The following is a 20,998-nucleotide window of genomic DNA, read 5'->3' on the forward strand; positions in this document are numbered from 1 at the left end:
ATGATTGTTCTTACTTAATCCTTCAATAATTTATTTACTGATCAATTTGATGAGTGGAGCGATTATTCCTAATTTCCCTGCTAGGTCTGATTCGCTTCAACAATGGTATGCACAAGTTCTTCATGAACACCTAATTCTTGTTTTTCTCCGTGCGGTTCTCTCTATTATTGTTATGACTCAATATGAGGCTAAAGGGGGGTTGCTAAATAAAATGATATTAGCTCTATCATCAGAAGTATTGTTCTTAAAAAAACCTTAAGCACCCCTTAAGTTTGTATTTCTATTCTGCACCCTAAGAACTCCCAATCCCGAGGGTGCAGTAATGAAAGGTCTAACAACAGCATATTCAGAAATCATCTCCAATCCCGGTGCGGCAGGTAAATGGCATATGCCTGGCCTGCCTCAAATCGGTATCCCGCGATTTAGTTTACATGCTCCAAGCTCGCTTGAGCGCAGCTCGGTAGAAACCTACATTCATGATCGTTTCGCCAAGGTACATCACGCTGAAGTGCAGCATTTTTTACCAAATATCATCAGCATGCGTTGCAGAGGCGAATATTCAGCGGCTGTCGGTTTAGCCCCTGCTAGTACTGGGCAGTTGTTCGCAGAACAATACCTGGATATGCCCGTGGAACAAGTTATCAGCCAAAAACTGGGTATTAATATTCCTCGCGATCAAGTCGTGGAGATTGGCAACCTGGTTTCTACCTGGAAGGGCAGTAGCCTACTGTTGTTTATCGTAATCGGTGAGGTTATGAGACGGTTGGGTTACCACTACGTGATGTTTACTGGTACCCGTGAGGTGAAAGCATTACTTGCCCGTTTACGCTATTCCCCGATTGTTCTGGCGGATGCGAATCCTGCTGTCCTGCCTGACGGCGGTGCAAGTTGGGGCAGTTATTACTCTAATCAGCCCCAAGTGATGTTTGGAGACAACCGCCCGGCTATGGATGCTGCGCGCAAAAACCCTATGTATCGCGCCACCGTAGCTACGATAAGCAGCGCTATTGAAAACCTTTGCGATGAGTTCCGGGCAGCGAATGTAATTACTGCGCAGGAGACTGATCATGAATAATTTTTTTGAAGCATTGGAATCATATACCCAAAAAAATCCGAAGCAGATCGCGCTCATTAGCGACGATGTGCAAATAAGTTTCGCAGAACTGGTGGCGCAGGTAGCTAATCTGGCCGACTGGTTAGCTGAATCGAACATTGGTCGTGCAGGTCTTTGGGGTGAAAACTCTATCGAGTGGATCATCGCGGATCTTGCTGCTTGGAAAGCAAATATTACGTTAGTTCCATTGCCTCGATTTTTTTCAGCAGTACAACTTCACCATGTCATTGAGCACTCACAGTTGTCCTGCATATTAGTCGTGGGAGATGCGGACTCAATTGCACCTGTTACTAACAGAGTCTCTACATGCGTGCAAAACATCCATTGCGATCATCTGAAAGGAATGGGAACTTATCTCGCAATTAATAATATCTGCAAAGTAACCTACACATCAGGCACTACCGGTGCACCTAAAGGTGTGTGCTTAACAAGCGGCGCGATTCAAAACGTTACGAATGCGCTGACGGCGCGAATCTATGAATCTCCAACGGCTTATTCAGAACTTAATTGTCACTTTACACTTCTTCCCCTCAGCACCTTGCTGGAGAATATTGCGGGTGTTTATGTACCCCTTTTGATGGGTAAATCAATCATTGTGCTGAGTGGGGTAAGTATTGGTTTGCTGGGCAGCTCTGAGTTGTCTATGCCGACGTTACTGCGTCGATTGCATCAGTATCAACCGAGCAGCTTGATTGTATTACCGCAGATATTGATGGGATTCGTCGGTGCTACCGTACAGGGGTTTACACTTCCGCCATCATTAAAATTTATCGCAGTAGGTGGTGCACGCACCTCTGCTCAATTACTCGACCAGGCGTGTGCATTGGGTATTCCGGTACATGAAGGTTACGGACTTTCGGAGTGCGCATCGGTCGTCAGTTTAAATTCCCCACTCGCCAATAAGATTGGTAGCGTTGGTCGTCCTTTGAACCACGTTCAAGTAAAAATTGAAAATGGTGAGATTAACGTTAGAGGCAATACTTTCTCTGGTTATCTAGGGCAGCCTCCTCATGAAACTGAGGATTGGCTTGCGACTGGTGACCTTGGTTATATAGATGAGGAAGGTTTTCTGTTTATAACAGGCCGCAAAAAAAATCTTTTGATCAGCAGCTTTGGTCGCAACATTTCACCTGAATGGATTGAATCCGAATTGGCACTGTGTCGCAGTATCGCGCAGTGTATGGTTATCGGCGATGCACAGCCATTTTGCAGTGCCATTGTTGTTCCATCGTCCTCTCAAATTACTGCCGATCAAATTGAAGAGGATATCGAGCGTGTTAATCAAAAATTACCTGATTATGCTCAGGTTAAAAAAATTATTTTTTCCAGAGAGCCATTTACCCCATCCAACCACTTGTTAACCGACAATGGACGTTTGCGTCGCGTTGAAATTTTCACTCATTACCGGAGCGAGATTGAGTCCATTTACTCCGATATTGTATCCACTCATCCAGCCAAGCCGCAGGAATTGACTATGACATTCTTCGACCGTTTAGAGCAAGAAACGCAACAGGATCGCATGTATTTACTCAGTTCGCCGATCATTCAGCGCTGCATGGCCCAAGGGCAGTTTAGCCTGGCTGAATACATTGAGTTCCTGACACAAGCCTACCATCATGTAAAACATACGGTGCCGTTGTTAATGGCGGTTGGTAGCCGATTGCCAGCTGAAAAAGAAAGTTATCGCGAAGCAATCGCTGAGTATATTGAGGAGGAGCTTGGTCATCAGGAATGGATTTTGAACGATCTCGCTGCCTGTGGCGAAGAGAAAGAAACTATTCGTTATGGGCGTCCAAACATGGCAACGGAGCTAATGGTGTCTTACGCCTACGATACTGTCATGCGCAACAACCCAATGGCATTCTTTGGGATGGTATTTGTTTTGGAGGGCACAAGTATTAATTTGGCCTCACCCGCAGCAGACATTATTCAAGCGCATTTGGGCTTGCCAAATAAAGCTTTTTCATATTTACGCTCCCATGGAAGTCTGGATCAGGAGCACATAGTGTTCTTTGCCAAATTAATGAATAGTTTAACGGACGAAAAGGATCAGGAAGATATCCTTCATGCGGCAAAAATGTTTTTCAGGCTTTATGGAAATATTTTCCGTTCTATCGAGCGGGTTGCAACGGATGCTCCAGTGACTTCAAGTGTTATTGTTAAAGTAGCTTGAGGAGAAAACCATGGACCTTAAAGGCAAGACAATATTGCTTACCGGTGCAACGGGTGGCATTGGTGAAGCTATCGCAAGGCAACTGACAGAGTGTGGTAGCAGGCTCATTTTAGTTGGGCGCTCCGATAAAAATTTAAAATACATGGCGCGGGAATTACGCCTTGCAAGAAACAATGGCTTTACGCTGCAAGCGGATATCGCAACCCATGCTGGCAGGGAAACTATTCGTACAGCATTAATTGCTCTAGAAAACCCTATTGATGTCCTTATTAACTGTGCAGGTGTCAGCTTGTTTGGTTTTCTAGAAGATAACCAGCCTGCGGATATCGAAAAGATGATTAACACTAATGTCACTGCAACGATTTTACTGACGCAACAAGTGCTGCCATTCCTTAATAAGGATCAAGGCCGCATACTAATTGTTGGTTCAAGTTTTGGGGCACTAGGTTTTCCCGGTTTTGCTGCATATTGCGCGAGCAAATTTGCACTGCGTGGTTTTGCAGAAGCGTTGCGTCGTGAATTGGCAGACTCAAAAATGCAGGTGGCTCATATTGCACCGCGTGCAACTAATACGCGTTTGAACAGTGATGCGGTCGTGGAGCTGAACGATGCGTTGGGTAACAATGTTGATGAACCTGAAGATGTTGCCTTGGCTGTAGAGAATCTGCTCTCGATGAGAAATATCCATGACGTGAATCTGGGGTGGCCTGAGCGGTTATTTTTACGTATCAATGCTGTGTTCCCTCGTTTAATCGATAAGGCCTTGCGTGGAAAATTGCCTTTAATTCGTAGTTTTGTACGCAAAGAACGTGACGTTAACACCAAGCACGTAACCATCAACCCCGTCTAGCGCAACAAGAACAATAGGTGAAATTATGAAAAGTGTCGTGATTGCATTAAGTTTTATCGCTTGCAGTTGCTTGAGTCTAAGCCTGCGTGCTGCTGATTTTTCTGGCATTCAAAAGTTGCAGACTCGTTGGGCAGAGATCAAATACCAACTTCCACAAGCAGAACAGGAAAAAGCCTTTGAGTCTTTGGTGGGTGAGGCAGAAAATTTACGCAATGCCAACCCCAACAATCCTGACTATCTAATCTGGGAGGGGATTGTTCGATCCACTTATGCTGGTGCGAAAGGTGGACTTGGTGCTTTAGAGCAAGTTAAGCAAGCAAAAAAGCTGTTTGAAAAATCCATCTCAATTGCTCCGGATGCACTTGCCGGATCTGCATATACGAGTCTTGGCTCATTGTATTATCAAGTGCCTGGTTGGCCGGTTGGGTTTGGCGATGATAAAAAAGCAGGAGAAATGTTACTGAAAGGCCTTAGCTATAATCCTGATGGAATTGATTCAAATTACTGGTACGGTGATTATTTGCTGGATCAGAAACAGTATCAAAAAGCTGTTGTCGCCTTTGAAAAAGCATTGCAAGCGCCAGCACGACCTGGTCGTGGGTCAGCGGATACTGGCCGCAAACTGGAAGTTGAAAAAGCATTAGCTGAGGCAAAAAAGCATTTATAATTAAACGGTTTCATTGACACTTTTGATCAACATCTAATGCCCTGCACCCTGCGGGGCCTTGCCGTAAATGAAGGAAGCACCGGGATGCACATATTGCTGGTAGAGGATGACGGACTGCTTGCCGAAGGAATCGTAACAGCTCTCAAACGCTCAGGGTTCGCCGTCACCTGGTTGAATAAAGGAAAAACCGCAAGCGCTTATCTTGCTGGAGAATCACCCGATATCCTTCTGCTGGATCTTGGGTTATCCGATATGGATGGCATAGAGTTGTTACGCTTGGTGCGCGAAAAAAAATATCCAACACAGGTTCTTATTCTAACGGCAAGAGACAGTACTACCGCAAAAGTCACTGGTTTGGATGCGGGTGCTGATGACTACCTCACAAAACCATTTGAGATTGACGAGCTACTTGCTAGGTTACGAGTACTTGAACGCCGCCTCGGTAATGCACCTACTGCCTTGATCCAAGTTGGCCCAATAACATTGGATACAACCCATCACCTCGCACTACACAAAGGTGAGCCGATAAATTTGTCGCGCCGTGAATATATGCTGCTTAAAGCGCTGGTAGAGCATGTCGGTATTATCCAAACCAAAGAGGGCTTGGAGGGAAAGCTCTATAGTTGGAACGATGAAGTAGCCAGTAACGCAATCGAAGTTCATATACATAATTTACGTAAAAAATTACCTGCTGATTTCATTCGTACTATGCGTGGTATTGGTTACATGGTTCCTCGCCAATGAAATCCATTCGTGTATTTTTGGTTGTGTTACTGGTAGCGATAATAACACTGGCGAATTTTGCTGCTGCGGTACGCGGGTATCTTGGTAGCATGGATGAAGCTGAGAGACTATTCAATCAACGGTTGCTGCAACAGGTTGACCTGTTGAATTATGTATTGCCTGCACGCTATGAAGAATATTTACAGCGAAGCTCGGTAGAGATATTTCCCTTTCAAAATAATGCCGAACGACTCAATCTGTCTCCTGCAATCGCGGAGTTACAATTCCAATGGGTCAGTAACGATGGTGCGCTGCTTGCCCGCTCTGCCGCTATGCCAGATGAGCTCATTGGAGAGCTGAAAACCGGGTATCAGTTTGTTAATTTCAATCACTATCGATGGCATGTTTTAGTTGCACCTGCTGCAAATAACACGGGATGGTACTTATTGGCAGAGCGTGACGATCAGCGCTACAGGTTGGCCGAATCTATGATTCTGCAAGCAGTATTCCCCATGATAATTACAATCCCGATTGTTGGGCTCGTGATTTGGTGGGTATTGGGTATAGGATTGCGGCCAGTATCTTCTCTGGCTAAGGAGTTTCATGCAAGGGAAGCGACGGATCTACGTCCAATTGAACAACAGGACATGCCATCAGAACTAATTCAGCTGGCTCAATCGGCGAATGAATTGCTACGAAGGCTTGAATCTTCATTTCTTCGTGAGCAACGTTTTTCTGCGGATGCAGCCCACGAATTACGCACACCTATTGCGGCGCTGATGATTCATTGTGACAACCTGTTGCACGATATTGATCCCGCACCTGAGTCGGCTTATAAATTACAACAGGGTATCAAGCGTATGCGTTACTTGGTTGAGCAAATCTTATTGCTTAACAAAACATCGCCTGATCACTTTATGAGCCAGTTTAAATCGGTCGACCTAACGGCACTGGTAAAACACGTTATTGTTTCGTCAAGCGATGCCCTGAGCGAAAAAAATCTTACTATTGAGTTTGATGGTGATAGATGCTGGGTGGAAGGGGATGCAGCAGCACTGGAAACCTTGATTAATAATTTGTTGGGAAATGCAATCAAATACACACCAGAAGATGGAAAAATTATTTTGCATACATGGCTTCGGGGGAAAGAAGTTGTGTTCGAGATCATTGATAACGGCCCAGGAATTCCAGCTGATCAATACGAAAGGGTGTTTGATCGATTTTATCGTCTTCATGGTGATCGTCACGACTCCCGAACGCCAGGTTGTGGACTGGGCTTGTCGATAGTGAAGCAGGTGGTGGATTTACATCGTGCTCGTATCCATCTGACGCGGTCTCCATTCGAGTCGGGGTTATCAGTCATTGTGACTTTCGCGGCGTGTGAAAAAGGAGAAACTGCACAATGAAGATAAGAGTGCTACTAATAATTTTAGCGAGTTTAATTTCTTCTGTTTCTATAGCTGAGGTTCCTGAATTTACAATTGAAATTCGCGACCACTTATTTTTCCCATCTACATTAGTGGTGCCTGCCAACACTAAAGTTAAATTAATTGTTGTTAATAAAGACCCAACACCAGAAGAGTTTGAAAGTTACGAACTTAACCGTGAAAAGGTAATCATGGGCGGTGCCAAGGCAGTGATCTTTATTGGGCCCCTTAAACCTGGGGATTATCCATTCTTCGGTGAATTTAATCCCAAGACTGCTCAAGGCGTTATTCGCGCTCAACAATAGAGACAAGGTTATGGTTGATGCGATTTTATTGATTTTGCGTGAGGTGCTGGAAGCATCGCTCGTGATTACGATGTTAATGGTAATGAGCCGCAAGTTCTCTATTGCCCTTAATTGGATAATTCCTGCGTTGATATTTGGTGTTTTTAGTTCGTGGTTATTAGCGCATTTTGCGTATGATATTGCGGACGCATTGGAGGGTACTGGCCAGGAGTGGACAAATGCTTTGCTGTATCTCTGGGTGATAATTGCGTTCATGTTAATAGCTGCAATCATTGCTTCTCTATTGTTTCGTGTCCCTGATCGGGTAAAGCATATAACACTGAATGGTGGCTCAATAAAATCACACCGGAATTTGCTGGTACTGAGCTCGATTTTTGCTGTCGGCTTATCGCTCGCACGAGAAGTTGCGGAAATATGGGTCTATCTTGGAGGCTTTTTGCATCAGCCAGATCTATTACAGCCTGCACTAACAGGAGGGGTTATTGGTTTAGGGATAGGCATGAGTTTAGGTGTAATTATTTATTATATTTTAGTGTTTTCTTCAGTACGTGGATTTCTTCGCATCTTATTTATATTCCTGACTTTTCTCTGTGGCGGGCTTTCAATGCAAATTGCGAAGCAGTTGCTTCAGATTGGGTTTTTAGATTCCGCAGGCCCTCTGTGGGATACCTCAAATATAGTGAATGAGCATTCGTGGTTGGGCGAGTTGCTTTATGCACTCATCGGTTATGACTCTACTCCGAGTGCTGTGCAAGTTATTTTTTATTGTTCAGCAGTTATACCCCTGCTGTTGATCGTCTTATGGAATTGGCATTCCGGGAATCGCAGGCATGTATAGATATGCGTTATTTTTAACAGTTGCTTGCATTTGGTCGATGAGTGCAAAGGCTGAGCTCAACCGTGTTTACCATCCTTATGTGGAGCAACATGAGCGGGAGATCGAATATGGTGCGGTTTGGCGTGATGTGACGGACCAAAGTATTCTGCTTCAACGGGCTGGTATTGGTTATGCGTGGTCAGAGCATTGGTTTGGTGAAGTCTATTTGCTGACGGAATCAATAACTCATGAAGGTGAAAAGATACGTGGCTACGAGGCAGAAATAAAATGGCAAATGACAGAGCAGGGCGAATACTGGGCTGACTGGGGGCTGTTGCTGGAGGCAGGTAGTGCACATGATATCAGCCGTAAAGAGCTGGCTATCGGTCTTCTAATAGAGAAAGAAATAACACCGGCCTGGATTGGCACGATGAATTTTTTTGCTGAATATGAATTCGGCAATGATATTAAAGATGAATTTGAGACCGCATTGAGAGCCCAATTTCGCTATCGCTATTCCTATGCTTTTGAACCAGCCATTGAACTCTATTTGGATGATCAGGATTGGGCTGCTGGACCCGCTTTTACAGGGATTCAAAAAATTTCACCGAAAAAGCAGATGCGCTGGGAACTAGGTTGGTTATTTGGTTTGGATGCTGATACCCCGGCTAACAGTATTCATTTTGGCCTTGAATTTGAATTTTAGAAATTTTTGTTTGCGTTTTTTTAACCTCTTCGCCATAAGATGTATGAGTAATGTTTTCTATTATATTGAAATTTCGTTCTAGAATATTTAGATCTCTTGTTAATTTTCCATGCATATTACTGTAGTAAATTTTTGATGCAAGGTGCTATTTAGATAGCAGATTAAGCGACGTGTAATGACTGCGTTTAGCCGACTTACTCCTCGGTGAGCGAATTTAAAAAGGTGTTTATGTCAAAAGTAAGTTACAAAACGCATGTTACATTGGCTATCGATTTGTGTCGCTTAGTGGGTATTGAGTCTGGGGATGACATGTCAATCTTAGTTGATCTATAGAGTATTAGTTCTGTTGCGAAAAGATTGTTGGTTCGGCTAAGGTAACTTTAAGGGGCGTGTGGAAGTTCAATAGAATGAGTGATAAACACTCACTAGAGAGTGTTTATCGAGCTAGATATTGATATGTCGCGTCTCTCCTTTTTAAAAAAATGATTTCGATTTTGTGAGCGAAATCCGTATGTCCGCTAATGGCCGGCACCGGCATCGAAAAGATGCCGGTAAAAAATTAAAATTACACTTCCGTTTGTTCGGCTATTTCCAAGGCGTCATCAACCTCTATGCCAAGATAACGGACTGTACTTTCAAGTTTGGTGTGCCCTAGTAGTAGTTGGACAGCACGAAGATTGTGTGTTCGTTTGTAAATCAAAGTCGCCTTAGTGCGACGTAATGAATGGGTTCCGTATTCATCTGGACTAAGACCAATTAACGCGAGCCATGACTTAACGATTCTTGCGTATTGCCTGGTTGAGATGTGGTCGTCATGTTTAGATCGACTAGGGAATAAGTAGCTTTGACTGGTTAAGTGTGCCTTTTGAATCCAGGCAGATACAGATTTTTGCGTCTGAGATGTAATCTCAAATTGTACCGGACGATGAGTTTTTTGTTGGATCACCATCGCTCGATTGAGCATAGTGCTCCCATGAGCAATATCAATGACTCTTAACTTTACTAAATCGCAACTGCGAAGCTTGCTGTCTATCGCAAGATTGAATAAGGCCAGATCCCTCTGGCTCTTTGCTATTTCGAGCCTAATTCGAATTGACCAGACCTCTTGCAATTTTAGTGGTGGCTTCTGACCGATAAGTCTCCCTTTGTTCCAAGGGAAATGATGAATAGCTGATGTTTCCAACATGATATAGCCCTCGCGTTGTATGGGATTTATCATGTTGAGCTTTATTAATCCTAGTTGCTAGGTTCGCAACGCGGATTGTCAATATCAATCAATAGACGAGCTGACACTAATCAATTTTAATTTCCAATCCGTTTAGGCAAGGCAAGTGAAAATAAAGCGGCGATTGCAATGAAACCCGCCGATATCCATAGGCACATAGTTAATCCTGCAATTTGATAAACCCAACCGGAAAGCAAAGTCCCTATTAATCTACCCGATGCATTGGCCATGTAATAAAAACCAACATCAAGAGACACGCCATCTTCTTTCGCATGCCTCACTATCAAATAGCTGTGAATCGATGAATTAATTGCAAAGAAAATTCCGAAGAGGATCAATCCTGTTATTAAAACAGCAGCTACTGGCAAGTTGGAGCCAAGTGCCGCAGCAAGAATGGCTGTTGTCAGCGCAAGAATGAGAGCCCAGTAAACTGCCGAACGACCATCCGGTGTTCGCGCTTTGGTGAGGCCTAGCATGCTGGGTACCAAAGACTGAACTATCCCGTACCCGATTACCCAAAGCGCGAGAAAGCCGCCTACCCACCAAAAATCCCATTGCAATTGACTGGCAAGAAATACCGGCAGGGCAACCACGAACCAAACATCACGGGCACCAAACAAAAATAGTCGCGCAGCTGATAACACGTTAACTGCTTTGCTTTTAGAAAATATCTCGTGGAATTTTGGTTTACTTTTGGCTCTGCCTAAATCTTGTCTCAGTAAGATCAGGCTTGCTAACCAGACGATAGCCAATGCAATCGCCATGCAGAGAACAGCTCCGTCAAATCCTAATGCTGTAAGCAATACTGCACCCAGGAAAAATCCAACGCCTTTTAATGCATTCTTGGAGCCGGTGAGCAGTGCGACCCATTTAAATAGTTGCCCTTGTGCATTCGTAGGCACCAATAGTTTGATTGCACTTTTTGCGCTCATTTTATTGAGATCTTTAGCAATACCCGACAATGCTTGTGCTCCCATTACCCAAGGCACAGTTAATAGTGCTGTAGGAACAAACAACATCATCAATGCTATTACTTGTAGAGCCAAACCAATATTCATGGTTCGATTCAGGCCGATCCTTGCCCCCAAATAACCGCCTATCAAATTGGTGACTACACCAAAAATTTCATAGAACAAAAACAGGCTGGCAATTTGCAAGGGACTAAAACCCAATTGATGAAAGTGCAGCACCACTAACATACGCAGCGCACCGTCAGTCAGGGTAAATGCCCAATAATTGCCGGTGACAATAGCGTATTGCTTATAAGGGCTGGACAGGGCTGCCATGTTTAATCAGCCAGCCCCACAAACCGTGCTAATTCAGCCGTGCGGTTTGAATATCCCCATTCGTTGTCATACCAAGCATAGATTTTTACTTGCGTACCATTTACTACCATGGTCGATAATGCATCAACAATCGATGAGCGCGGATCACCGCAATAATCGGTAGAAACTAAAGGTCGCTCTTCATAGCCCAGAATGTCTTTTAGTTCGTTTTCACTAGCTGCTTTCAAAAACTGATTTACTTCTTCAACAGAGGTAGAGCGCTCAACTTCAAACACACAATCTGTTAATGATGCATTAGCGAGTGGAACACGGACTGCATGCCCATTCAAACGGCCACGTAATTCTGGAAAGATTTCGGCGATAGCGGTCGCGGAACCAGTGGTCGTAGGAATTAGGTTTGAACCCGATGACCGTGCGCGTCGTAAATCTTTGTGGGGTTGATCAAGAATGGATTGTGTATTGGTCAGGTTGTGGATCGTCGTAATTGATCCATGACGAATGCCCAATTGTTCGTGAATTACTTTTACTACCGGTGCAAGGCAATTGGTGGTACAGGACGCGGCGGTAACGATGCGATGTTCTGCTGTTTCAAACCAGTGATGATTCACGCCCATTACGATGTTCAACGCACCCGGCTCTTTTACCGGAGCACTGACCACTACACGTTTTACGCCTTGATCCAAATAAGCTTGCAGTATCGCGACTGATTTCATTTTGCCACTGGCTTCAATCACCACGTCACAACACGACCAATCAGTATCCACAATTGCTTTGTTGGTTGTGACCTTGATTGCACTGCCATTGATGATTAGCTTGTCGTCTTCAGCAGTAACATCTTCACCCCATATTCCTTGCACTGAATCGAATTTTAGAAGGTGGGCATAGGTTTCTGCATCCGCGCCCGGATCATTGATCTGAATAAATTCGAGTTCGGGCCAGCGCCACGAGGCGCGCAATACCAAGCGGCCTATGCGGCCAAAACCATTTATGCCTACTTTTATTTTTTTCATGCTTGATGCCCGATTAAATAGTTGATTGGTTAACGCGCTTGCTAAGTGCCTCGGCTGACTCAACACGTTCGGAATAGCGATCAACGAGGTACGGACTGTGCTCACGCAATAACAAAGTGAACTTCATCAACTCTTCCATCACATCCACCAATCGATCATAAAAAGCGGACGGTTTCATGCGGTCGTATTCATCGAACTCCTGAAATGCTTTGGCAACTGAGGACTGATTGGGAATGGTGAACATACGCATCCAGCGTCCCAGAATTCGCATTTGGTTAACGGCATTGAATGATTGCGAACCACCACTGACTTGCATCACTGCCAAAGTCTTCCCTTGGCTTGGACGTACTGCCCCCATTGATAAGGGTATCCAGTCGATCTGGGCTTTGAACACGGAAGTCATCGCGCCATGGCGCTCCGGTGAGCACCAGACTTGACCCTCCGACCAAAGCACCAGCTCTCGCAACTCCTGAACTTTGGGATGGGTATCATCAGCGTCGTCAGGAAGTGGTAGACCAGAAGGGTTAAATACTTTTGTTTCTGCCCCCAAGTGGTTTAAAAGGCGCTGTGCCTCCTCGGTAAGTAAACGGCTAAATGAGCGTTTCCGATTTGAGCCATACAGCAACAGAATACGTGGCTTATGTACGCCATCCTCAGTGGGCTTAAATAGAGGAAATGGCAATAAATCTGCTGCGACGTTCGGTAGATCAATGGGTTTTGTATCCTGGGAGTTCATTGGCATCGCCTTGTTAACAACAGGTCTTCGCGCGCTCAGGGCGATCACCCATGCAGCACAGCTTCTTGAGATTGGCCTTGATGAAAGGCTGATTGGATTGGGTCGTTTCGGCGAGAACCGTCTTGGCCCAATCAGGGAGTTCCGGATTCAACCGGTAATAGATCCATTGGCCTTGACGCCGATCCAGAACAATTTTGTGCTCTCTTAACAGCGCGAGATGCCGGGATATCTTTGGCTGGATCTCTTCCAAGGCTTCCATCAGCTCGCAAACACACAGCTCGCCTTCAGACTGGATAAGAATCAATGACTTAAGGCGGGTTTCATCGGCTAAACATTTAAAGAATTGGAGAGGGTCAATCATGCGTTGCACCTTGGCTGGTTCACTTCTAAATACATATGAAATTTAATATATATGTTTCTGCGAATATTTAAAAGCCCAACAAGACTCAATCACGACCAGCCAACAAGTCATATTGTTGCGCGCGCAACAATACTTCTAATGCCGAGGTGGATTTAATACAGCCATAGACAGGAAATCCCACAAGAGGAGTTCCGGTTTCGGAAAGTGCCAAATTTGAGGTCGTGAGGCGACGTTACGATGCGCACACAGCCTTGCCGTAACTGAGGCTTACCATTTTTAAGCTCGCTACAAATGAGGAGTTCGCTGTGATTAAAATGCCGGATAAAAAGCCACCTGTAGAGATCAGTGGAGCCATGTCAACTAAAGGAGCAGATCGGGTTGGGCTGTTGATGGCGATTGGATGGATGCTGGATAAACTTCTATGGCGAATTATCCTCATCATAGCTGTAGTCATCATGATGAATGTTGAAGCTGCGGATGCAGCCATGATCGCACTAGAGATTGTTGATCCTGTAGCGTTACACGTTTGTATACTCAAGATGCAATTAGTTTGAGTATGCATCTTCGTTAATCGCTGTTAGATGAATGCTCAGGTGTAAGCTGTAGTAATTGATGCCAATACAATTACATGCTATGACTACCGTGTGCCCAAAGCGGACATCGGCCATTCATTTAAATTTGCGTGTATCGTAGATTCAAAAAAATAAATTTCAAGCTTTTATGGGGAGCAATACTGGTGGCGACAATACGCAGAATAGTCCTTAAAAACTTTAAGCGATTCAAAAATCTTGAGCTTGAATTCGACCCCGAACTAAACCTACTTGTTGGAGGAAATGAGGCGGGAAAAAGCTCTGTGCTCCAAGCCTTAGACATTGTACTTTCTGCTAGCCGAAGCAAGGTCGAGTCACTCGGCCTTGAAACTCTTTTTAATGCAGAATGCATCTCAGAGTTTTTAACGGGAGGGAGAAGGATTACGGATCTTCCAGAGCTTCTGCTAGAGGTATACCTTGAAGGAATTGATGGGCATCATGAGTTGGATGGTAGAAATAATAGCAAGGGGATAGATCACCTTGGCATCAAGATGGTGTGTAAACCCGTTGATGAGTACACCAAAGAAATCCAGACAATTTTGTCTGAAAAGCACGATAGCTTCCCTTTTGAGTATTATTCGGTACATTTCCAAAGCTTTTCGGATGAAGCCATCTTTCCTTACAAGAAGCCGCTCAAACATTTACTAATAGATAGTTCCCAGATCAATAATGAATACGCCACACGCGAGTATACCCGCTCGATGTACGCCACTCATGCCTCAGTGGTTCAACGGAATTATCACAGCTTCGAGTATCGTAAGGTTAAATCGAAATTTAAGGACGACGTATTCAAAGAAATGAATGACGGATTGGATGCTTATAAGTTCCATGTTCGTACAAGTCCAAAAGCTAATGTCGAAACTGACATTATAATTACTGAAGGTGATATACCTATTGATAGCAAAGGTAAGGGGCGTCAGTGCTTCATCAAAACGGAGTTCGCCCTGCAAAATCGCGAACATGCACTTGATGCTCTTCTTCTCGAGGAGCCTGAAAATCATCTCAGCCATGTGCATATGCACAAGCTTATTGAACGCATTCGAGCATCTGTAAGAAAACAGCTTTTCATCGCTACGCACAGCAGCTTTATCGCAACACGACTGAATCTTAAGAAAGTGTTGATTCTGAGCGAAGAGCATCCATCCCGACCAACCTCCCTCAAAGATCTAAGTGGGGGAACTGCAAATTTCTTCATGAAGGCACCCGATAATAATGTCTTAGAACTCGCGTTATGCAAGAAAGCGATTCTCGTTGAAGGTGATGCTGAGTTCATACTAATGGATGCCCTGTATAGGAACAGTTCCGGCGGTGCTAGCACTGACACTGATGGCATTCATATAATCTCTGTCGATGGTACAAGCTTCAAGCGCTATTTGGAGCTTGCGCAATTGCTCGGTATCAAGGTGGCAGCTATTCGCGATAATGATAGAAACTACAAAATTAACTGCGTCGATAACTATTCTGATTATACTTCTGCGTCAATCCAGATATTCGCGGATAAAAATGATGCGCGGTACACATTCGAAGTCTGTATGTACCAAGACAATAAGGCGATATGTGATGGGCAATTTGCAGCTGGCCGTAAGACGCTGACAGTATAGGAATACATGCTGAAGAACAAAACGGACGCCGCGTTCCACTTACTCGAAAAAAAGGGTAGCGAACTCATCGCACCAGAATACATTCAGCAGGCGGTTGCATGGATAAGAGCGTAATTTTCGCCGTTGCGGGATCTGGTAAGGCATCCCTCCTAATCGAAAGGCTTAATGAGCAGCAGCGATTCCTTATCATTACGTATACGGAGTCAAATTATAGTAATCTACGTTACAAGATTATCCAGCGGTTTGGCTACTTTCCTGGAAATATATCGCTTTACACCTACTTCAAATTCTTGCACAGCTTCTGCTACCGACCTTTTCTTCGATTAAAGAAGAATACCAAAGGTGTAACATTCAAGCTTCCGCCAACATCCGAACGGTTTCCTCTGACGAATGATCGACGCTTTATGACGTTAGGTCGTAGGCTTTATGCCAACCGCCTTGCAAAGTTTGTCGAGCAATCCAATCTTGTCGGCGATGTCATCGCGCGCATGGAGAAATATTTTGATGTCTTCTTTGTGGACGAGGTTCAAGACTTCGCTGGGCATGACTTCAATTTCTTAATGGCTATAAGCGCAGCTAAGCTCGATACCAGTTTTGTTGGAGATTTTTTCCAGCACACCTTCGATACTAGCCGAGATGGCAATGTGAATGGAAGCCTTCACACCGACTACAATGCATATGTGGCCAGGTTCAAATCGGCAAAACTGAAAATCGATACAGAAAGTTTGAAGAAAAGCCGTCGATGTAGCAAAAGTGTTTGTGAATTCATTACAGAAAAAATAGGTGTCACCATCGAAGCTCACGATGATCGGGAAAGTATCGTCAAGTATGAAGATGATCCTGCAATTGTGTCGGCCATTTATGAAGACTCGAAAACGGTAAAGCTATTTCTCAAAGAACATTATAAATACAACTGTTATTCTCAAAACTGGGGGGCGTCAAAAGGAGTTGATCTGTATCAGGATGTCTGTGTAGTTTTGAATTCTAGTAATGTAAAAGCTTGGCATAGCGGCAGTTTTCAGGGAATAAATCCAGAGACACGCAACAAACTTTACGTTGCTTGTTCCCGAACACGTGGCAACCTTACATTTATTCCAGAGGTATTGCTCAAGACCTTTAAACGATCTTAGAGATAATGATCGAGTGGAATTTAAGCTTCCCTTTTGGCAGCTATGCGATGTAATTGACCTGAAGCTATTTTCAATGTATCCGACTGACTCAGTTGTGCCCAAAGGAGATCTACGCATTAAGTTGTTAAATAGTTAATGGTATTCATCTGAGTAGAATCAGCTGTTAGAGAGGCAGGAGATTTCAAATGAAGTTGGACAACGAAAAACTATATGCTTTTCTAAAAAGCAAGGGCATATTAAACCTTTTTCATGCAAACACAGTGGCAACCTCAATAACTTTTATCGAAGAAGGTGGACTGCTATCGAGACATGATGTTGAAGAGCGAGATTTGTATCAGACTCCGCAGACGTCGGATGATATTGATAAATTGTTCGATGTATTTGGAGACGTGTTTTTAGATACCGCAGACTTGCATAGACATTTCTCTAGGCAGAATTATTACGGTCCAGTGCTTTTTAAATTTAACCTAGAACTGATATTAGATGATGAAATGGAAATTTGGGTAACTAAAGACAATCCAATTCATTGGGATCGGCGTTCTGAGTCCGAAGAAAACTACTTTCAAAGTGTTAAAATGCTCTCTAAAGAATGGGACAAGTACGATCTTCAAAGAAAGATGTTTACTATTAGAAAGCCAGGCAAACCAATTATTTTTGATTATCTTGAAGAGATTATTCTTGATAATCCTAGAGTAAAAATTGGCGACGTTAGCTTGAAGAAAGAATCAAGAATAGCACTGAAAAAAGTTACTGAGAGAAAACCCCGACTGAAGGAGCTCTTATCTTGGAGGGAGTGTGGGCATTGTTTTTGTCAAGATAATTATTTTAACCAAGTTAGAACGCCAGAGCTTATTCAAAAGTTTTTACCTGCATACCATGCAGAGTTTGAAAAATAACTTCCTAAAAAAGTTATCGAAATAATGGTTATTAAGTGGAATTTTTTCATTCAATCCGTTCATTGTGCGGGAAAGTATTACTAAAAATTCCACCCCTTATAGCGGCGTTATAAAAAACCGGTGAGCAACAAAGAATATTTTAGATCAGTTCTTGGCCGAAGTAGACAACTGTACCTAGAAAAGTCTTGAGCGGCTTAGGCCTCTGCAATTAGATTGTCTTGCCAGAATGGGTGAGCTTACGCATCAAATTTTCCATGAGCGATTTCATCAAAAATAGAACCTCCATTATTATCAAGTTGATTATAAATTGTTGCGATAAAACCAATTTCCCATGAGGATTGAATTTTGTTTAATTTGATTATCTCGTACAGCCCGGATAGCTGGAACAGTAGCCCCTTTGAACTGGACAGAAGTCGTGTTGCAATTGAATATACTGCAAACGAAATAAGCGAGCGATATAAGTTTTTTGATGAAAAGGCAATTGAAGAGCTAAAAAGCTTTCCCACACTTTTTGTGACTGAAGATGAATCAGTTGAATCCAGAATAGGATATGTAACTAATATCCGTCTACGGCAGAGTTCTGTGGTTTTTAGTTTCGAGTTTGATCCAGCTTTTCCAAAGCTACCAATTGGTGCTATTGAGGCTTTGCGTGTAGATATAGATCTTGGTGGTTGGGAGTTGTCAAGGACGCACTGGGCAATAAAGGACGAACCTCTATTCGAGATTTTGCTGCGCCGAGGTTATATTACTCAGCACCAACTGGATTCATCCAGATGGGGCGCAGCGCAGCAACCCGATGCTGATCCACCTTTTATTCCAACTCCTCCAGGTGTCTTCAACACCTCTCAGGTGTTTATTGTTCACGGCCACGACGATATTGCAAAGCTAGAAATGTCTGCATTCATTTCCAGCGTAGGTTTGCAACCAATTATTCTTCACCAGCAAGCTAGTTCAGGGCGCACAATTATTGAAAAGATAGAACATTATTCTAACGTTGGCTTCGGTGTGGTCTTATACACTCCGTGTGATGTGGGATCAAAGGTTGGTGCCTTGGCGAGCAATTATCGAGCCCGTCAGAATGTCGTTTTTGAACACGGCTTTCTTATCGGTAAGCTTTCGCGTGCTAGAGTCTGCGCTGTTGTTAAAGGCAATGTTGAAACACCTAACGATATTAGTGGCGTGGTTTATGTCTCGATGGATCATGAAGGGCAATGGAAGCAACAATTATTGTTAGAGCTGAGAGGTGCAGGCTATTACGTATAAACCTAACAAGCCACTGCGACAATAGTCTCTTGCTCCTGCATTCAATAAAAGTATATGCAGGAGCTTATAGCTGCGACTTCCGCTATTGGCCGAGTGAGGTAATATTTTTTTGTTACCGCCCAAAGGGTTTTTAAATGGCAATACCTCAAATTTACATCTAACTCTGAGTTGAATTTCGAAGGAAACTTATGATCAAACTTCATTATTTTGCATATGGTTCTAACCTTCATCCGTTGAGGTTGCAAGAAAGAGTTCCATCTGCCGCTGTTATTGGTGTTGTTAAGGCACCCGGTAGAAAACTAACTTTTTCCAAGAGAAGTAAAGATTTATCGGGAAAATGTAGTTTTTATGAATCAGGAAATACTGATGATATTTTGTATGGGGTCCTATATGAATTTGACTCGGTGGATAAGGAAAAGCTAGATAGGGCAGAAGGAAAAGGTAATGGTTATAACGAGCAGCTCGTGAGTTTTGAGCTAAATGGTCAAACCTACACCCCATTCACATACGTCGCACAACATGATTACTTAGATGGATCTTTACGGCCATATGATTGGTATAAGCAACTAGTTGTTGAAGGAGCAAAATATCACTCAATGCCTGACGAATATATATCATGGCTAGAGCGTATCGACGCTATTCCAGATTCAGACGTCAAAAGAAACTCTGAAAATCTAGCTAGACTTGAGAGCATAAGAGAATTTTATAAACGTGTTAAGTAAAACTTAAATTGGCTTGCTCATAAATGAGTTATCTCAATGAGTAACTTTTTTATATTGGCTTCGAATAGAATTTAAATACTGAATCTTTTGTCAATTTTGCATGCAAGCAATATATTTCAGAAAAAATAAGCACACTGGGTTTTATGATGAAAATGATGAGCTTATTTTACGAGCCATAAATTACATTGGTTAAGAAAAACCCAAAATATGCACCCAATAAAATGGTTGTAATTAGAAATCTGAATGTCTACTTCTGGTCCTAATTAGCTTTGCGCATCTAGCGAACAGAGATTGCAAATTAGAAATGGGGATTTTAGGACTTAATTGATTGACCCCTATCTTAATAAAAACCGAAGGATAATTATGACAGTTGTAGTTTCTTGGACTAGAAAAACAAATGCTGGGCGTGAACTATGGATCATGTCTGATAGTCGGCTTAGTGGAGGTAAATGCTGGGATTATGGCCCTAAGATTTTCAGCATGGGGCGTAGTGACGCGATCATAGCATTCGCAGGTGATACCGCATGGAGCTACCCACTAATTGCGCAGGTGACATCTTACGTTGAGTCATTTATTAACTTGCGTGAGCGAGCAGTAGACTTTGTAGATGCGCAGAAAAAAATAATTCGGATGCTAAACGAATCGCTAAACTTCGTTTCTGACGCAGTTGATAAATCTCTTGAAGAGCCAGATTGTGCGTTTATCTTCGCGGGCTACTCAGCTCGAAAACAAGAGTTCTTGGTAAACAGAATAGTTTTTAACGCTAAGAAAAAAATGTTTGAAGTTAAGCCATCAAAAAAGATAAATGGAGAATTACTAACGGCAATAGGCGATGAAAGACCATTAAAGTCCATATATCGCATAATATCGGAACGGGAAAATAGTAAAAAGGTTCCGGACTTTAAACTTGATATGGTTCCGTCTGAAGCTTTTGTCGAAGTTCTTTCGTCTGGGCGTTTTCGAGAAATCGGGGGTTCTCCACAAATAATGAAGCTATACCAAAATATGAATCAACAACATATAGCTGTCTACTGGCCGCCTGATGTTCCGCAAGAAGAGCAGAGTATATATCTTCGTGGTCGTAAGTTGGGAAGGTATGAAGCTTTAGATAATTCGTGGGTATTTGACACATCCGCAAGCAAGCTATATTGGCATGACTTTTCTCCAGTAGAAATGCAGGCCAAAGCGAAGCTAGAAAGAGAAACGGAGTCAGCAATAGTTTCTTGTTTAAGGTAGCCCAACAAGCGAATGCGGCGAAAAATAGGCAAGTATCGTGACAACTCCATTTTCCTGCCTACTAACTTCCGCTAATGGCCGAATGGGCCCTAAGTCCCTCGAATGTCGCATGCCTGTTAAATCACGAGGCTTCAATGTCGTATTGATGTTTTTAAAGCAA

Annotated in this window: 21 protein-coding genes; 16 read left to right on the plus strand and 5 right to left on the minus strand. The window is 43.3% G+C overall.

Features of this window, described 5'->3' with window-relative positions:
- Positions 1-322 precede the first annotated feature (322 nt).
- The 9 genes from AAGC78_RS04980 (at position 323) to AAGC78_RS05020 (ending at position 8,782) form a co-directional block, all read left to right on the plus strand.
- Entirely contained in the window at positions 323-1,075 is a 753-nt protein-coding gene (locus tag AAGC78_RS04980) for a thermostable hemolysin (RefSeq protein ID WP_435782942.1), read from the plus strand.
- Positions 1,068-3,287 carry an AMP-binding protein gene (locus AAGC78_RS04985; protein ID WP_435782943.1) on the plus strand — a complete coding sequence of 740 codons (2,220 nt, stop codon included), beginning with the start codon at positions 1,068-1,070 and terminating at the stop codon, positions 3,285-3,287. Before AAGC78_RS04980 ends, AAGC78_RS04985 begins: the two co-directional genes overlap by 8 nt.
- A gap of 10 nt (positions 3,288-3,297) precedes the next feature.
- Positions 3,298-4,137: an SDR family oxidoreductase gene (locus AAGC78_RS04990; protein ID WP_435782944.1), complete on the plus strand. Its 840-nt coding sequence runs from the start codon at positions 3,298-3,300 to the stop codon at positions 4,135-4,137.
- A gap of 25 nt (positions 4,138-4,162) precedes the next feature.
- Positions 4,163-4,804: a tetratricopeptide repeat protein gene (locus AAGC78_RS04995; protein WP_435782945.1), complete on the plus strand. Its 642-nt coding sequence runs from the start codon at positions 4,163-4,165 to the stop codon at positions 4,802-4,804.
- Positions 4,805-4,888: 84 nt separating this feature from the next.
- Positions 4,889-5,548, plus strand: coding sequence for a response regulator (locus tag AAGC78_RS05000; protein ID WP_435782946.1), 660 nt, complete (start codon positions 4,889-4,891; stop codon positions 5,546-5,548).
- The gene (locus AAGC78_RS05005; protein WP_435782947.1) at positions 5,545-6,933 is read left to right on the plus strand and encodes a sensor histidine kinase; all 1,389 of its coding nucleotides are present in this window, start codon (positions 5,545-5,547) and stop codon (positions 6,931-6,933) included. The genes AAGC78_RS05000 and AAGC78_RS05005 overlap by 4 nt, the downstream gene beginning before the upstream one ends.
- Positions 6,930-7,259 (plus strand): cupredoxin domain-containing protein, encoded by a 330-nt coding sequence (locus tag AAGC78_RS05010; protein ID WP_435782948.1) that lies wholly within the window; start codon positions 6,930-6,932, stop codon positions 7,257-7,259. Before AAGC78_RS05005 ends, AAGC78_RS05010 begins: the two co-directional genes overlap by 4 nt.
- Positions 7,260-7,269: 10 nt before the next feature.
- Complete coding sequence (locus AAGC78_RS05015) at positions 7,270-8,097, plus strand: FTR1 family protein (RefSeq protein WP_435782949.1); 828 nt, start codon at positions 7,270-7,272, stop codon at positions 8,095-8,097.
- On the plus strand, positions 8,090-8,782 hold the full coding sequence (locus AAGC78_RS05020) for a hypothetical protein (protein ID WP_435782950.1): 693 nt from the start codon (positions 8,090-8,092) through the stop codon (positions 8,780-8,782). Before AAGC78_RS05015 ends, AAGC78_RS05020 begins: the two co-directional genes overlap by 8 nt.
- A gap of 565 nt (positions 8,783-9,347) precedes the next feature.
- Here the strand turns inward: AAGC78_RS05020 and AAGC78_RS05025 are convergent.
- The 5 genes from AAGC78_RS05025 to AAGC78_RS05045 all read right to left on the minus strand — a co-directional run bounded on the left by AAGC78_RS05025 (position 9,348) and on the right by AAGC78_RS05045 (position 13,397).
- The gene (locus tag AAGC78_RS05025) at positions 9,348-9,968 is read right to left on the minus strand and encodes a tyrosine-type recombinase/integrase (protein WP_435782951.1); all 621 of its coding nucleotides are present in this window, start codon (positions 9,966-9,968) and stop codon (positions 9,348-9,350) included.
- A gap of 116 nt (positions 9,969-10,084) precedes the next feature.
- Complete coding sequence (gene arsJ / locus AAGC78_RS05030; protein ID WP_435782952.1) at positions 10,085-11,293, minus strand: organoarsenical effux MFS transporter ArsJ; 1,209 nt, start codon at positions 11,291-11,293, stop codon at positions 10,085-10,087.
- A 2-nt stretch (positions 11,294-11,295) separates the two neighbouring features.
- The gene (locus tag AAGC78_RS05035; RefSeq protein WP_435782953.1) at positions 11,296-12,303 is read right to left on the minus strand and encodes an ArsJ-associated glyceraldehyde-3-phosphate dehydrogenase; all 1,008 of its coding nucleotides are present in this window, start codon (positions 12,301-12,303) and stop codon (positions 11,296-11,298) included.
- Between the two features lie 13 nt (positions 12,304-12,316).
- On the minus strand, positions 12,317-13,039 hold the full coding sequence (gene arsH / locus AAGC78_RS05040; protein ID WP_435782954.1) for an arsenical resistance protein ArsH: 723 nt from the start codon (positions 13,037-13,039) through the stop codon (positions 12,317-12,319).
- Between the two features lie 13 nt (positions 13,040-13,052).
- Positions 13,053-13,397 (minus strand): metalloregulator ArsR/SmtB family transcription factor, encoded by a 345-nt coding sequence (locus AAGC78_RS05045; RefSeq protein ID WP_435783055.1) that lies wholly within the window; start codon positions 13,395-13,397, stop codon positions 13,053-13,055.
- A gap of 308 nt (positions 13,398-13,705) precedes the next feature.
- On the opposite strand from AAGC78_RS05045, the gene AAGC78_RS05050 reads away from it, so the two are divergent.
- The 7 genes from AAGC78_RS05050 to AAGC78_RS05080 all read left to right on the plus strand — a co-directional run bounded on the left by AAGC78_RS05050 (position 13,706) and on the right by AAGC78_RS05080 (position 20,838).
- Complete coding sequence (locus AAGC78_RS05050) at positions 13,706-13,954, plus strand: hypothetical protein (protein ID WP_435782955.1); 249 nt, start codon at positions 13,706-13,708, stop codon at positions 13,952-13,954.
- Positions 13,955-14,136: 182 nt separating this feature from the next.
- Positions 14,137-15,591, plus strand: coding sequence for an ATP-dependent nuclease (locus AAGC78_RS05055; RefSeq protein WP_435782956.1), 1,455 nt, complete (start codon positions 14,137-14,139; stop codon positions 15,589-15,591).
- Between the two features lie 98 nt (positions 15,592-15,689).
- A complete protein-coding gene (locus AAGC78_RS05060) occupies positions 15,690-16,721 on the plus strand; it encodes a hypothetical protein (RefSeq protein ID WP_435782957.1) in 1,032 nt (343 codons plus the stop codon).
- A 185-nt stretch (positions 16,722-16,906) separates the two neighbouring features.
- Positions 16,907-17,617, plus strand: a complete 711-nt coding sequence (locus AAGC78_RS05065) for a hypothetical protein (protein ID WP_435782958.1) — start codon at positions 16,907-16,909, stop codon at positions 17,615-17,617.
- 345 nt (positions 17,618-17,962) lie between these two features.
- The gene (locus AAGC78_RS05070; RefSeq protein ID WP_435782959.1) at positions 17,963-18,880 is read left to right on the plus strand and encodes a TIR domain-containing protein; all 918 of its coding nucleotides are present in this window, start codon (positions 17,963-17,965) and stop codon (positions 18,878-18,880) included.
- 188 nt (positions 18,881-19,068) lie between these two features.
- Positions 19,069-19,602 carry a gamma-glutamylcyclotransferase family protein gene (locus AAGC78_RS05075; protein WP_435782960.1) on the plus strand — a complete coding sequence of 178 codons (534 nt, stop codon included), beginning with the start codon at positions 19,069-19,071 and terminating at the stop codon, positions 19,600-19,602.
- A 363-nt stretch (positions 19,603-19,965) separates the two neighbouring features.
- The gene (locus AAGC78_RS05080; protein WP_435782961.1) at positions 19,966-20,838 is read left to right on the plus strand and encodes a hypothetical protein; all 873 of its coding nucleotides are present in this window, start codon (positions 19,966-19,968) and stop codon (positions 20,836-20,838) included.
- Positions 20,839-20,998 lie beyond the last annotated feature (160 nt).

Origin of the sequence: Cellvibrio sp., from assembly GCF_039207905.1 — a bacterium.
Classification (GTDB): Bacteria; Pseudomonadota; Gammaproteobacteria; order Pseudomonadales; family Cellvibrionaceae; genus Cellvibrio.

Excerpts from the sequence above, each read along its gene's own strand:
- AAGC78_RS05020 (WP_435782950.1), top strand. The coding sequence starts at position 8,090 with ATGTATAGATATGCGTTATTTTTAACAGTTGCTTGCATTTGGTCGATG.
- AAGC78_RS05025 (WP_435782951.1), bottom strand. The coding sequence starts at position 9,968 with ATGTTGGAAACATCAGCTATTCATCATTTCCCTTGGAACAAAGGGAGA.
- AAGC78_RS04985 (WP_435782943.1), top strand. The coding sequence starts at position 1,068 with ATGAATAATTTTTTTGAAGCATTGGAATCATATACCCAAAAAAATCCG.
- arsH (WP_435782954.1), bottom strand. The coding sequence starts at position 13,039 with ATGAACTCCCAGGATACAAAACCCATTGATCTACCGAACGTCGCAGCA.
- AAGC78_RS04995 (WP_435782945.1), top strand. The coding sequence starts at position 4,163 with ATGAAAAGTGTCGTGATTGCATTAAGTTTTATCGCTTGCAGTTGCTTG.
- AAGC78_RS05005 (WP_435782947.1), top strand. The coding sequence starts at position 5,545 with ATGAAATCCATTCGTGTATTTTTGGTTGTGTTACTGGTAGCGATAATA.
- AAGC78_RS05010 (WP_435782948.1), top strand. The coding sequence starts at position 6,930 with ATGAAGATAAGAGTGCTACTAATAATTTTAGCGAGTTTAATTTCTTCT.
- AAGC78_RS05075 (WP_435782960.1), top strand. The coding sequence starts at position 19,069 with ATGATCAAACTTCATTATTTTGCATATGGTTCTAACCTTCATCCGTTG.
- AAGC78_RS05060 (WP_435782957.1), top strand. The coding sequence starts at position 15,690 with ATGGATAAGAGCGTAATTTTCGCCGTTGCGGGATCTGGTAAGGCATCC.
- AAGC78_RS05080 (WP_435782961.1), top strand. The coding sequence starts at position 19,966 with ATGACAGTTGTAGTTTCTTGGACTAGAAAAACAAATGCTGGGCGTGAA.
- AAGC78_RS04980 (WP_435782942.1), top strand. The coding sequence starts at position 323 with ATGAAAGGTCTAACAACAGCATATTCAGAAATCATCTCCAATCCCGGT.
- AAGC78_RS04990 (WP_435782944.1), top strand. The coding sequence starts at position 3,298 with ATGGACCTTAAAGGCAAGACAATATTGCTTACCGGTGCAACGGGTGGC.
- AAGC78_RS05035 (WP_435782953.1), bottom strand. The coding sequence starts at position 12,303 with ATGAAAAAAATAAAAGTAGGCATAAATGGTTTTGGCCGCATAGGCCGC.
- arsJ (WP_435782952.1), bottom strand. The coding sequence starts at position 11,293 with ATGGCAGCCCTGTCCAGCCCTTATAAGCAATACGCTATTGTCACCGGC.
- AAGC78_RS05000 (WP_435782946.1), top strand. The coding sequence starts at position 4,889 with ATGCACATATTGCTGGTAGAGGATGACGGACTGCTTGCCGAAGGAATC.
- AAGC78_RS05065 (WP_435782958.1), top strand. The coding sequence starts at position 16,907 with ATGAAGTTGGACAACGAAAAACTATATGCTTTTCTAAAAAGCAAGGGC.
- AAGC78_RS05015 (WP_435782949.1), top strand. The coding sequence starts at position 7,270 with ATGGTTGATGCGATTTTATTGATTTTGCGTGAGGTGCTGGAAGCATCG.